The 13,483-nt window shown below is 59.3% G+C and carries 11 protein-coding genes; 7 read left to right on the forward strand and 4 right to left on the reverse strand.

Annotated features, from left to right (window positions below; all coding sequences use genetic code 11):
- The first annotated feature begins 35 nt into the window (after positions 1-35).
- Complete coding sequence (locus Q1A75_RS00120; RefSeq protein WP_299554991.1) at positions 36-782, forward strand: DUF502 domain-containing protein; 747 nt, start codon at positions 36-38, stop codon at positions 780-782.
- Positions 783-798: 16 nt separating this feature from the next.
- Here Q1A75_RS00120 and Q1A75_RS00125 read toward each other — a convergent pair whose 3' ends face one another.
- Positions 799-1,830 carry a patatin-like phospholipase family protein gene (locus Q1A75_RS00125; RefSeq protein WP_299554993.1) on the reverse strand — a complete coding sequence of 344 codons (1,032 nt, stop codon included), beginning with the start codon at positions 1,828-1,830 and terminating at the stop codon, positions 799-801.
- Between the two features lie 72 nt (positions 1,831-1,902).
- Positions 1,903-2,688: a 3-hydroxybutyrate dehydrogenase gene (locus Q1A75_RS00130; protein ID WP_299554996.1), complete on the reverse strand. Its 786-nt coding sequence runs from the start codon at positions 2,686-2,688 to the stop codon at positions 1,903-1,905.
- A 400-nt stretch (positions 2,689-3,088) separates the two neighbouring features.
- On the opposite strand from Q1A75_RS00130, the gene Q1A75_RS00135 reads away from it, so the two are divergent.
- The 3 genes from Q1A75_RS00135 (at position 3,089) to Q1A75_RS00145 (ending at position 5,813) form a co-directional block, all read left to right on the forward strand.
- Complete coding sequence (locus tag Q1A75_RS00135; protein ID WP_299555038.1) at positions 3,089-4,804, forward strand: extracellular solute-binding protein; 1,716 nt, start codon at positions 3,089-3,091, stop codon at positions 4,802-4,804.
- Between the two features lie 15 nt (positions 4,805-4,819).
- Complete coding sequence (locus Q1A75_RS00140; protein WP_299554999.1) at positions 4,820-5,476, forward strand: MIP/aquaporin family protein; 657 nt, start codon at positions 4,820-4,822, stop codon at positions 5,474-5,476.
- Positions 5,477-5,594: 118 nt separating this feature from the next.
- Positions 5,595-5,813: a hypothetical protein gene (locus tag Q1A75_RS00145; RefSeq protein WP_299555002.1), complete on the forward strand. Its 219-nt coding sequence runs from the start codon at positions 5,595-5,597 to the stop codon at positions 5,811-5,813.
- A gap of 6 nt (positions 5,814-5,819) precedes the next feature.
- Here the strand turns inward: Q1A75_RS00145 and Q1A75_RS00150 are convergent, their stop codons facing one another.
- Positions 5,820-6,443, reverse strand: a complete 624-nt coding sequence (locus Q1A75_RS00150; RefSeq protein ID WP_299555005.1) for an XRE family transcriptional regulator — start codon at positions 6,441-6,443, stop codon at positions 5,820-5,822.
- A gap of 44 nt (positions 6,444-6,487) precedes the next feature.
- Between Q1A75_RS00150 and Q1A75_RS00155 the strand changes: the two genes are divergently transcribed.
- From Q1A75_RS00155 to Q1A75_RS00165, 3 genes are all read left to right on the forward strand, one after another.
- Positions 6,488-8,011, forward strand: coding sequence for a class I adenylate-forming enzyme family protein (locus tag Q1A75_RS00155; RefSeq protein ID WP_299555041.1), 1,524 nt, complete (start codon positions 6,488-6,490; stop codon positions 8,009-8,011).
- Positions 8,011-8,655 (forward strand): DsbA family oxidoreductase, encoded by a 645-nt coding sequence (locus Q1A75_RS00160; RefSeq protein ID WP_299555008.1) that lies wholly within the window; start codon positions 8,011-8,013, stop codon positions 8,653-8,655. Before Q1A75_RS00155 ends, Q1A75_RS00160 begins: the two co-directional genes overlap by 1 nt.
- A 127-nt stretch (positions 8,656-8,782) precedes the next feature.
- Positions 8,783-9,994: a multidrug effflux MFS transporter gene (locus Q1A75_RS00165; RefSeq protein ID WP_299555011.1), complete on the forward strand. Its 1,212-nt coding sequence runs from the start codon at positions 8,783-8,785 to the stop codon at positions 9,992-9,994.
- Here Q1A75_RS00165 and mfd read toward each other — a convergent pair.
- Positions 9,991-13,443, reverse strand: coding sequence for a transcription-repair coupling factor (mfd, locus tag Q1A75_RS00170; protein ID WP_299555014.1), 3,453 nt, complete (start codon positions 13,441-13,443; stop codon positions 9,991-9,993). The two genes, Q1A75_RS00165 and mfd, sit on opposite strands and share 4 nt — an antisense overlap.
- Between the last annotated feature and the right edge of the window lie 40 nt (positions 13,444-13,483).

Here is a 13,483-nt window from a genome sequence, read left to right on the forward strand (position 1 = left end):
ACTTACTTCTTCCGTGAACTTGTGCCGGGACACCGATGAACACGCCTTTTGATCCAGAAACGCCGCGGCCACCCGGTTTGTTTTCAAGAGTGCGCGCATCGTTCCTGACAGGTCTTGTGGTGATTGCGCCGGTTGGCCTTACCATCTGGTTGATCTGGACCGTCATTGGGTGGATCGACGGGTTTGTCTGGCCGCTGGTACCAAGCGCGTGGCAACCGGATGCAATCGTCAACTATTGGCTGAACAACCCGCGCATCATCGATCAGAACGGCGCGCGTGTGCCAAACCCGGACTGGATCCACGTGAACGTGCGCGGTGTGGGCGTGATCGTGTTTCTTTTGTTCACGGTCTTCATCGGTTGGATCGCCAAGGGCTACATCGGACGGTCGCTGATCCGCTATGCGGAAAGCCTGGTGGAACGAACGCCGGTTGTCCGATCGATCTATTCCGGGATCAAACAGATTTCGGAGACGATCTTTGCCCAGTCCGAGCGGTCTTTTGAAAAGGCGTGCCTGATCGAGTACCCGCGCAAGGGAATCTGGGCCATCGGTTTCATCTCGACCACGGCCAAGGGCGAAGTCAGCGAACGGGCCGGAAACACTGGCGCACTGCTCAGCATCTTTGTTCCCACGACGCCAAACCCGACATCGGGCTTTCTGCTGTTTCTTCCGGCCGAAGACGTGATTGAGTTGGACATGTCGGTTGAAGATGCCGCGAAACTGGTGATCTCTGCCGGGCTGGTCTATCCCAACGGCAAAGATCCCACCAAACCGCCCAAGTGACAGGGATCGCAGAAGTTCAACTGAACATCTCGGGCATATTCACACTGTCACCATTGCCGATCCGGTCGAAATGCGCTGCCAGGAATTCCTCTGCTGCGCGCGCGCCCGCATCCCGCAACCGCCCCATGACAAAGCCATTCGGGACAATCTTGGTCGCAACACTCAGGTCGTTCATCAACGCAACGTCAGCGATCATGTGCATGTTCACCCGACGCATCTTGCCGCGCTCAATCGTGCCCTCGTCAATCAACCGTTTCACGAATGAGATGGCGCGCATCTCGCGCAGGAGCGATGAGTTGAAGCTGATCTCGTTGATCCGGTTCTGGATCTGCTGCGGCGTCCGCGGCAATTGCTCACGCTCGAGCGGGTTGATGTTGATAACAACGATGTCGTCCGGCAATGAGACATCAAAGAGCGGGAACAGCGCGGGATTGCCAGTATACCCACCATCCCAGAACTCTTCGTCCTGACCGGTTTCACTGTCGTGAACGACGACCGCCTGAAACAGCGTCGGCAAACAGGCCGACGCCATGATCACATCCGGCGTGACCTCTGCCTGCTTGAAGACCCGCAACTTGCCGTTGCGCACGCGCGTCGCGTTGATGAACAATTGCGGACCCTCTTCGCAACAGACCTTGTCCATGTTGAACTTGGCGACAATGTCTGTCAGCGGATTGCGATAGAATGGGCCATAGAGATAAGGCGACATCATGCGCCCAACAGCTTCGCCAACCGCATAGGGCAGCGAATTTTCCAGCGCCAGCGACACCTGAGCGGGGCCAAAGGGCGCCATCCACTGAGCAATGCGCATATCCTGAATACCGGCCACTTGTGACCATAACCAATCCAGGTTCTCGCGCGCTGAATCTTCGCCCCCGATGGCCAGCCCTGCCTTGACGGCCGCACCGTTCAAAGCTCCGGCAGATGTGCCAGAAATCCCCGCCACTTCGATCCGATCATCGGCCAGCAGAACGTCGAGCGCACCCCATGTGAACGCACCATGTGCCCCGCCCCCCTGCAGTGCCACGTTGATTTTCTTGCGCGTCATGGATCAACCCTTTGATCTGGTGGGAAGTACAGGAGCCTCCGGCGGGAGTTTACTTGGCAAGATGAAGATGGATCAGAGCGCCGTCCAACCCCCGTCGACACTGATGGTCGTGCCTGTGATTTGATCCGCCGCAGGTGAACATAGAAAGACTGCAGTGCCGCCCATCTGTTCGGTCGTTGCGAATTCCTTGGAGGGCTGACGCTTGAGCATGACGTTCTTGATCACCTCTTCGCGCCCCATGTCGTATTCTTTCATCGTGTCGGGGATCTGGCTTTCGACCAGCGGCGTCAGCACATAGCCTGGGCAAATGGCATTGGCGGTGATCGGCTCTTCAGCCGTTTCCAGTGCCGTGGTCTTGGTCAGGCCGACAACACCGTGTTTGGCGGCGATGTAGGCCGACTTGTACGGCGATGCCGTCAACCCGTGGGCCGAGCTGACATTGATGACCCGGCCCCAGCCAGCGGCACGCATCATCGGCAGGGCCGCGGCTGTGGCATGAAAGGCAGAGCTGAGGTTGATGGCAATGATGGCATCCCATTTCTCGACCGGGAAATCGGGAATGCCTGCCACGTGCTGAATACCTGCGTTGTTGATCAGGATATCACATGCGCCCGCCTCTTCGATCAGGGCGCGGCATTGATCACCCTTGGACATGTCCGCCTGAATGTAGCGTGCGTTTGTTCCGGTCCCATCCGCGATTTCCTTGGCTAGCGCGTGATCCTCGGCCCGGTCCGTGAAAGAATTCAAAACCACATCCGCCCCGGCGCGCGCCAGCTCCCACGCCATCCCGAGGCCGATGCCCGAATTCGAACCGGTGATGACAGCCGTTTTACCGGTCAGGGAAATCTCAAAAGCCATGGGCGGGATCCTTTCGTCAAAGCTGGGCACATCCTGTCATGCTGCACATGCGAAAGGAATGGCTACACAGCTCGTGCGGCTGCCTTCCGCACAAAAAAAACGCCAGCACGAAGCTGGCGTTAAGTTATTGAGGCAGGTTTCATACAGGCAAGAAACCTATCGAGCAGTGACCTCGTTATACGCAAATCCGCCCGAAGAGTCCAAGCTAAAAGTTTGATAATGCGTAAATGTCCAAGGGCCGCTATTGTTAACAAAACAAGGGCGATCAAGGATTGTTTACGAAATGAGCAGGCATTTTTTCCAAATTGGACGCACCAAAATCAAAGGTGCCGGCGTGATTCTTGCGAGCCTAGTATCACTTGCCGCCACGGCACAAGCAGAGCCAAGCCATGGCATAGCTATGTATGGCGACCCTGCCCTTCCACCGGATTTTGTGGCCCTTCCGCACGCAAACCCCGATGCCACCAAGGGTGGTGCCATCACGCTGGCCAACACTGGCAGCTTTGATTCGCTCAATCCCTACATTCAAAAGGGCAACGTGCCCTGGCAGCTGCGCTTTCTGACCCATGAAAGCCTGATGGGTCGCAGCCGAAACGAACCGTTTGCCCTTTACGGGTTGCTCGCCGAATCGATTGAGACGGACCAGGACCGGTCCTGGGTCGAATTCACCCTACGCGAAGAGGCGCAGTTTTCGGACGGCAGCCCCGTGACGGTCGAGGATGTGCTGTGGTCCTATGAAAAGCTCGGCACCGAAGGGCACGGTCGCTATCGTAGCCTGTGGACGCAGATCGAAAGCCTTGAACAAACCGGCCCGCGCAGCATCCGCTTCACCTTCAACACGGAAAACCGGGAACTGGCCCTGCTCGCCGGGATGCGTCCGATCCTTCAAAAGGCGCAGTGGGAGGGCAAAGATTTTGCCAATTCAACGATCAACGACGTGCCCATCGGCTCCGGCCCCTATGTGGTCAGCGGTTATGAGGGGTCACGCTATGTCACGCTGACCCGCAACCCGGACTACTGGGGCAACGACCTGAACTTCCGCCGTGGCACATTCAACTTTGATGAGATCAAAATTGATTTCTACGGCGATGGCGATGTGGTGCTGGAGGCCTTTAAGGCAGGTGACATTTCTGCATGGCGTGAGTTCAATGCCGAAACCTGGAACAGCGAGTATGACTTCCCGCGCGTCCAATCCGGTAATGTCATCAAGACCGAGATCACCCACCAGAAGCCGTCAGGCATCACCGGCTTTGTCATGAACACCCGCCGCGCACCCTTTGATGACTGGCGGGTGCGCGAGGCCCTGATCACCGCCTTCAACTTCGAATACATCAACGACACGCTGACCGGCGGCGCACAGCCCCGCATCACCTCCTACTTCTCGAACTCGCTACTCGCGATGGAGCCGGGCGCCGCCAAGGGCCGCGTCGCAGAGCTTCTTGCCCCGTTCAACGGCAAACTGCTACCCGGCGTCATGGAAGGCTACGCCCTGCCCGAAAGCGACGGCACCCTGCGCAACCGCAGGGCCTTGCGACGTGCCATCGGCCTGCTGGAAGAGGCCGGCTGGACAACACAAGAAGGCAAGCTGCGCAACTCTGACGGTCAGGCGATGCGTTTTACTATCCTGCTGGACCAACAACGGACCGAGGACCGGGCGATTGCCAACCTCTACATCCAGGCATTGGAGCAGCTTGGCATTGACGTCACCGTTGACCTTGTGGACGGCGCTCAGTTCACGGCACGCGAAGACAGTTTCGACTTCGACATGACCTACATCCGCCGCGCCCTGTCGCTGAGCCCCGGCAATGAACAATGGTTCTATTGGGGAACCGACGCGGCGGTCGAGGACGGCTCCGGCAACCTGATGGGTGTGCAGGACCCGGCCATCGACGCCATGATCACCGCCATGCTGACCGCCACAACGCGTGAGGACAGCATTGCAGCCACGCGCGCGCTCGACAGGTTGCTGACCGCCGGGCGCTACGTCGTACCGTTCTGGCAATTCACGACCGGCCGCATCGCTCATGTCTCAGAAATGAAACACCCCGATGTGATCCCTCTTTATGGAGACGGGCCGGACTGGATGCCCCAGTTCTGGTGGTGGGACGCGAACTGACCCTCGGCCACTGACATGACACAGAAACTCTGGGCCGAAGGGCTGGGCACCGCGCTGCTTCTTATCGGCGTGGTCGGGTCGGGCATCATGGGCGAGGCGCTTGCAGGCGGAAACGTCGCCATCGCCCTGCTGGCAAATGCTATCGCGACCGGCTGCATGCTCTACGTGATTATCACCGTGCTTGGCCCGATCTCCGGCGCGCATTTCAATCCGGCAGTCACGCTGGCCTTTTGGTTGCGGGGCGACATCGCCACGCGCCCTGCGCTTGGTTATGGGGCTGTGCAGGTTGCGGGAGGCATTCTGGGCGTCTGGGCCACGCACCTCATGTTCGATTTGCCCGTCTTGCAGAGTTCCACAACCTTGCATCGGACCGGTCTCGCGCAATGGTGGTCCGAGGGCGTAGCCACCTTTGGATTGCTCTTCGTGATCTTCGGTGGCCTGCGTTCGCGCCCCGAGGCAGTACCGACTTTGGTCGCAATCTACATCACCGGCGCTTACTGGTTCACGGCCTCAACCAGCTTTGCCAATCCGGCAGTCACCATTGCACGCGGATTTTCCGACACGTTTGCAGGCATTTACCCGGGGCATGTTGCGGCCTTCGTCGGCGTGCAACTTTTGACAGCTCTGATCGCACATCCGATCCTGCGCAAACTGCTTCTGATCAAAGGTTGAACTGTCACGAATTTGCAATATTGTCTGGCGCAGGGTGGATGTCTGGCCTGCAGTGGGACCTGCTGGCCGCCACATGCAATCAACGCACGTGGTAAACCAAAGGTAATCGGGGGTATACATGAACTGGAATGATCTGACCCGCAATTGGGCGGACAGCTACCACGCGCTGTGCCAGGAATTTCCCAAACTCGAAGCCAGCGCGATGCCCTTTCTCAAGGCAGATCAAGACCGTTTCGAAAGTTACCTCGCCGCAACCCACGACATGTCATTGAAAGAAGCGCAGGACGCGTTTGACGCCTTCCTGTCGCAGCACGCGCAAGCCCTGCACACGGCGTGAGCGCCATTAAGCGAGCGATGTCACCCACAAGATCAAAGCATCTTCGTCACTGACGGACACCACGTTGTGTCCCATCGTGGCATCGTAGTAGGCGCTATCGCCCCGGCGCATATCGACGGGCTCGTAAAACTCGGTATACAGGCGGACAACTCCGGTCAGCACATACAGGAATTCTTCGCCATCGTGCCGCACCCAGCCATCGAACTCGTCCATCGACCGCGCACGCACGCGTGCTCGGTAGGGCAGCATTTGCTTCTTGGTCAGCGTCTCTGCCAGCAGCTCATGTTCATAGGTGACCGTGGCTTGCGCATTGCCCTGCCCCGATTGCGTCACCACCATGCGGCCGTTGATCTGGCCTTTTTCCGGCGGGGTAAAAAGTTGCGGCACGCTGATCTCAAGGCCTATGGCCAGCTTTTTGAGTGCCTCGTAAGTCGGCGACATCTGTCCATTTTCGATCTTGGACAGGGTCGACCGGGCCAATCCGGCCTGGTTTGCCGCCTGCTCCAACGTCCAGTCACGCGCCTTGCGCAGCTCACGCACACGCGCGCCCAAATCCAGCGGTTCAGCCGTTTCGTCCTGGCCCGTGGAGCGGGCGATCTGGATCAGCGTCTTGGGATCTTTTCCTTGCATGGCGACCTCTATAGGACGCAGGCCCCATGCTTGCAACGCCACCCATGCTGAGCATCGTCAACAGCGGTCCGATGCCACCCTACCCGACCCCGTTCAACATGGCCGCGCACGTTTTGCATCGCGCCGACACGTACCCGGACAAAATTGCCGTATCCGTCGTAGAAGGGCAAACTGCCAAATCGATGTCCTATGGCGCCATGAAACGTGCTGTATTAGGCACCGGCGGGGGCTTTCTGGCCGCAGGATGCATCCCTGGCGATATCGTGCTGCTGCGTCTGGGGAACACGATCGACTTTCCCATCGCCTATTTGGGGGCACTGGCCGTGGGGCTGGTCCCCGTCCCGACATCTGCAGCATTGACGGAAGAAGAGGTGGCACAGATCGTATCAGACCTACGCCCGCGGCTGATCCTGCGGGATCCGGATGTAACGACAGCCCCCGGCGCACCGGAAATCGGCCTCGCCACGTTGCAGGCCCTGCGTGAACATCCAGGTGCCGACTGGCACATGGATGACCCTGAACGGCCGGGTTACATTATCTATACGTCCGGAACCTCGGGCCAGCCTCGGGCGGTGGCCCATGCGCACCGCGCCATCTGGGCACGGCAGATGATGCATGACGGATGGTACGGACTGCGCAACGACGATGTGCTGATGCATGCAGGGGCATTCAATTGGACCTACACGCTGGGCACAGGATTGATGGACCCATGGACCGTTGGGGCAACGGCCCTCATCCCGACAGCGGGCACACCACCCGACGCGCTTGGTTCGCTTCTGGCAATACACAAAGCCACGATCTTTGCAGCAGCGCCAGGCGTATATCGTCAGATGATGGACCGGACAGCCCTGCCGACATTGCCGAATCTGCGACACGGTCTGAGCGCGGGGGAAAAGCTGCCACAAACCACGCTGGACGCATGGCGACGCGCAACCGGTACCGACCTCTTCGAAGCCTACGGCATGTCAGAATGCTCAACGTTCATTTCGGCCAGCCCCGCCAAGCCAGCCAGGCCGGGTGCGTTGGGCCAACCACAGGCAGGACGGCATATTGCCATCCTGGGTGACCATGGCCCCACTCCGCGTGGCACGCCTGGCACCATTGCCGTGCATCGATCCGATCCCGGCCTGATGCTGGAATACCTGCACGCCCCCAAAGACACAGCAGCTCGCTTTGACAAGGACTGGTTTCTCACCGGGGATGTGGGGGCAATGGATGATGACGGACAGATCACCTATCTGGGCCGCAATGACGACATGATGAATGCGGGTGGATATCGCGTGTCTCCGCTCGAGGTCGAGGCGGTCCTGGCGGATGCCCCTGGCCTGACCGCTGTTGGGGTCACGCAGATCCAAGTCAAGCCGGGCGTCTTCATCATCGCCGCCTTCTACACAGCCGACACACCTCTGGACGAGGACAGTTTGCGTGCCTATGTCGACACCAAGCTGGCGCGATACAAGCAACCTCGCGCCTATGTTCACCTGCCCATGCTGCCTACAGGCGCGAATGGCAAGCTGGTGCGGCGGCGATTGCCGTTGTTCTGGCCACTAGCGACGAAAGCCCCCTGATGTCCAATTCGATCAAGCTCGATATCATGTCCGACCCCATTTGCCCGTGGTGCTATATCGGCAAGGCCCATCTGGATCGGGCACTTGAGGCGCACCCGGATCACCCGTTCGTCATCGAATGGCACCCCTTTCAGTTGAACCCCGATATGCCTGCCGAAGGTATGGACCGGCGCGCCTATTTGGAAGGCAAGTTCGGCGGCAAGGAAGGTGCGGTGCGTGCTTATGCACCGGTTGTTGAACATGCTGAAAAGGCGGGTCTCAAGATTGACTTCGAAGGGATGAAACGCACGCCCAATACACTCGACGCCCATCGCCTGATCCACTGGGCCGGGATCGAGGGCAAACAGACAGCAGCCGTATCATCCCTGTTCAAAGCCTATTTCGTGGACACGCGGGATATCGGAGATCACGATGTTCTGGCCGATATCGCGGACAGTATCGACATGGACGCCAGCGTTGTGCGGCGTCTTCTGGCCTCGGATGCGGATCGCGACGATATCGCCGCGCGGGATGCCCATAGCCGCCAGATGGGGATCGGATCGGTACCCACATTTGTCGTGGCAAATCAACACGCGGTTCCCGGTGCACAACCGCCTGAACTTTGGGCAAAGGTGATCTCGGAATTGAGCGAGGGCGCGACCTGACGGTTCCGAACGTTCACAATTTGACCAAACGATAGATTTTCAACCATAAGTCGTTGCCATTCTCGAATTAGACGGCCAATGTGGCGCGATGTCGTGTCACAAGAAGCCGAGAAGGGCCGCAGTCACCTTGACCGATCCTAAGGGACAACGATTGGGCAAAGCCGAATTCATCACCTTGATGGCGATGATGTTTGCGACGATTGCGTTCTCTATTGATGCGATGCTGCCGGCTCTGCCAGATATTGCAACCGAAATCGCTCCGGGTGGGGTGGCACAGGCCGCGCTGGTCATGACTTTTTTCGTGATTGGTATGGGCGCTGGCACCTTTGTCACCGGCCCGTTGTCGGACGCCATCGGGCGCAAGCCCATCGTGTATGTGGGCCTTGCAGTCTACGCACTTGGGGCTGTGCTCAGCTGGGTGGCGCCCACACTTGAACTGATGCTGGCAGCGCGCGTGTTGCAAGGTCTGGGCGCCGCAGGTCCACGGGTTGTGTCCGCTGCGATCATCCGTGATCTTTACTCGGGACGTGCCATGGCCAGCATTCTGTCCTTGACCATGATGGTTTTTCTGCTGGTGCCTGCAATTGCCCCCCTCTTGGGCCAGATCATCGCGGACGCGGCCGGATGGCGGGCGATTTTCCCGGCGTTCCTTATCTTTGCGGTTTTGCTGCTGATCTGGTTCGGCACGCGCATCGACGAAACCTTGCCGCCGGCAAATCGCCGCCCGCTGCGTTGGTCACTGATGAAAGATGCAGTACGGCAGATGTTCATGCATCGCACAGTGCGCCTGTCGATCTGCGTTCAAACGCTGATGTTGATGATCCTCTTTTCCATCCTCACCATGGTGCAGCCCATCTTCGAAACATCTTTTGACCGGGCTGACAGCTTCCCGCTCTGGTTCGGGGCCATCGCATTGGCCTCTGGCGTATCCAGCTTGTTGAATGCCGCGATCGTGGGGCGGTTCGGGATGCGAAGACTGGTGACATGGGCGCTGACGGCACAAGTCATCATCTCAACCATCTTCGTGTTCTGGATGGTGGCCGACATGCCAGGCCTGTTCTGGTTCTACATCTTCTGGCAGTGGGGCGTCATGTTTCAGGGCGGCCTGACCGTCGCGAACCTGAACGCCATCGCGATGGAACCGATGGGCCACATTGCAGGCATGGCCGCGTCGGTAATCGGGGCCGTATCGACCGTGTTCGGGGCCGCCTTCGCCTCACCTATGGGACTGATGTTTGACGGCACACCCATGCCACTGGTTGCGATGGTGCTGATCGCATGCGTTGTCGCATCGATCCTGATGCAAATGATGCGCCGGGCCGAACAGGCCGTGGCCTAGGCTTTTGCCTTCTTCTTTTGCTGCACGACCTTTTCTGCAAGATCGCGGGCAATGGCGAAGGCCCCCTTTATCTTGTCGGCATCCTTCTTCCAGTCGCGGCGTACGACAATCTTGTTGTCCTTGACCTTGGCCAGACCGCGCTGGTCCTGAATGAAATCCACCAGCCCCTGCGGCGAGGCGAACTTGTCATTGTGGAACTGGATCGTCGCCCCTTTCGGCCCGCCATCCAGTTTGGCAATCCCCGCCCGCTTGCACATCGCCTTGATGCGTACGACCAGCAGCAGCGTATTTACCTCGCGCGGCAGCTTGCCAAAGCGGTCAATCAGCTCGGCCGCAAACCCTTCCAGCTCTACCTTCGTGGTCAACTCTGACAAGCGACGATACAGGCCCAGGCGCACATCCAGATCAGGCACATACTCTTCGGGGATCAGCACGGGAACACCCAAATTGATCTGCGGCGCCCATTGGCCGTCATCATCCATCAGGCCTTCCATCTCGCCCGCCTTGATCTTGCCAATCGCCTCTTCCAGCATGGATTGGTACAGTTCAAAACCGACATCGCGCATCTGGCCGGACTGTTCCTCTCCCAAGAGATTCCCTGCCCCGCGAATGTCCAGGTCTTGGCTCGCCAACGTGAACCCTGCGCCCAATGTGTCGAGGCTCCCGAGCACGCGCAGCCGCTTTTCTGCCGTCGTCGTCAGACGCGCACGCGGCTTCGTGGTCAGATAGGCATAGGCCCGCGTCTTCGATCGGCCGACCCGACCCCGAATCTGGTAAAGCTGGGCCAGACCGAACATGTCGGCCCGGTGGATCACCATCGTGTTCGCCGTCGGGATATCCAGGCCCGATTCCACAATCGTCGTTGCCAGCAATACGTCGAACTTGCCGTCATAAAACGCATTCATGCGGTCATCGAGCTCGCCCGCAGCCATCTGCCCATGCGCGACCACATAGGTCAACTCCGGCAACTGCTCTTTCAAAAACTCCTCGATCTCTGGAAGATCACTGATGCGCGGCACGACATAGAATGATTGCCCGCCCCTGTAATGCTCGCGTAGCAGCGCCTCGCGGATCGTCACCGCATCGAATTCAGACACGTAGGTGCGGATCGCCAACCGGTCGACCGGAGGCGTGCCAATGATCGACAGATCGCGCACGCCTGTGAGTGACAATTGCAGCGTGCGCGGAATTGGCGTGGCCGTCAGCGTCAGCACGTGTACATCACTACGCATCTGCTTCAGCCGCTCTTTGTGTCCGACACCAAATTTCTGTTCCTCGTCGATCACAAGCAGGCCGAGGTTGTTGAACCGCACGCCCTTGGCCAGCAGCGCATGAGTGCCAACAACAATGTCCGCCGTACCCTTCGACATACCGTCGCGGGTCGCCGCGGCATCCTTAGCGCTGACAAAGCGGCTAAGCTGGCGGACCTCAATGGGAAAACCCCTGAACCGCTCGGCAAAGCTCTTGTAATGCTGCCGCGCCAGCAATGTCGTTGGCGCGATCACAGCGACCTGTACACCGGACATGGCCGCGACAAAGGCCGCACGCATGGCCACCTCGGTCTTACCAAAACCCACATCGCCGCAAATCAGCCTGTCCATGGGCTGACCCATTGTCAGGTCGTCCATGACCGCAGCGATGGCGTTCAACTGATCATCGGTTTCCTGGTAGGGAAACCGCGCTGCAAACGCGTCCCACATGCCCGGGGGTGGTTCAAGGATCGGAGCCTTGCGCAGGGCCCGTTCGGCCGCAATCCGGATCAGCTTGTCCGCCATCTCCCGAATGCGCTCTTTGAGCTTTGCTTTCTTGGCCTGCCACGCGCCGCCACCCAGCTTGTCCAGCAGCCCCTCTTCATGCCCATACTTGGACAGAAGCTCGATATTCTCGACCGGCAGATACAGTTTTGACCGTTCGGCGTATTCCAGCAACAGGCATTCATGCGCAGCCCCAGCGGCGGTCACAACCTCCATGCCCTGATACCGGCCAATCCCGTGGTCCACGTGTACCACCAGATCGCCCGCGGACAGCGATTGCGTCTCGGTCAGAAAATTCTCGGCCCGACGCTTTTTCTTCGGTTGTCGGATCAGGCGATCGCCCAGCACGTCCTGTTCGGAAATTACGGTCAGGCCGGGTGCCTCGAACCCGTGCTCCAACGCCCAGACCGCCAGATGCAAGCCACGCTTGCTGATACGGGTTGCGTTTTGGATCGGCACAACTTCCGCCAACCCTTCATCCTCGATCAACCCGGTCAGACGCTCCCGAGCACCTTCGGAATAGCTGGCAATGACAACGGGACCGTCCGCCATTTTCGCTTTAATATGAGACGCCAAAGCCCCAAAAAGGCTAACGGATTCCTGCTGGCGTTCGGGTGAAAAATTACGCCCGATCCGCCCCCCGGCGTCTGTCACGCCCGGTCCGGTCGCCTGCGGCAATTGAGCCAGGGACAACACGCGGAAGCCCGCCACCGCCGCCTCCCACGCCGCATCGTCCAGATACAGACCGCTCGGTGCAGCGGGTTTGTAGACGCTGTCCATCTTCGACCGGTTCTGCATCGCCAATCGCCGGGTCTCGTACTGATCTTCGATGCTTTCCCAGCGGGCCAGCCGCGTAGGTGTGACCTGATCATCCAGCGTAATTGTGGCCCCGGGAAGATAGTCGAACAGCGTGTCCAGATGCTCATGGAACAGGGACAACCAGTGTTCGGCCCCCTGATGCTTGCGCCCTGCGCTCACCGCTTCGTACAAAGGGTCATCCGTACCAGCAGCCCCAAATTCGAGCCGATAATTCTGCCGGAACCGGGTGACGGCGGCCTCGTCCAGAATGACCTCGGACACTGGCGCCAGCTCGATCACATCCAGCTTTTCGGTAGTGCGCTGCGTGGCCGGATCAAAGCGGCGTGCACCATCCAGTACGTCGCCAAAAAGGTCCAGCCGCACAGGCCCCAGATCACCGGGAGGGTAGATGTCGATGATGCCACCGCGAATGGCATAATCACCGGGTTCCATCACAGTGGGGCTTTGCACAAACCCCATGCGAACCAGAAAGTTTCGCAACGCGCTTTCGTCCACCCGGTTGCCGACCGTCGCAGAAAACGCCGCTTCCCGCAGCAAGTCGCGCGCAGGCACACGCTGGGTCGCGGCGTTCAACGTAGTCAGCAGGACAAACTGATCGGGCATCCCGTGAACAAGGGCCGCGAGCGTCGCCATGCGCTGCGCGGAGATGTCGGCATTCGGCGACACGCGGTCATATGGCAGACAATCCCATCCGGGAAACACAAGCACCGGCATGTCAGGTGCAAAGAACCGCAACGCGGCCTGCATCGCCGCCAGCCGCTTGTCATCGCGGGCCACGTGCATGACCGGCGCGCCCTTGGCCACTTCATCAAGGATCAGCTTGGCGTCAAACCCCTCGGGTGCGCCGGACACGGTAATATGGGTCTGCTCGGGCATGGGCGGCTGTTCACTCGGCAGGGATTGGGATCAAGAGGGC

It is taken from the genome of uncultured Tateyamaria sp., from assembly GCF_947504105.1.
GTDB lineage: Bacteria > Pseudomonadota > Alphaproteobacteria > Rhodobacterales > Rhodobacteraceae > Tateyamaria.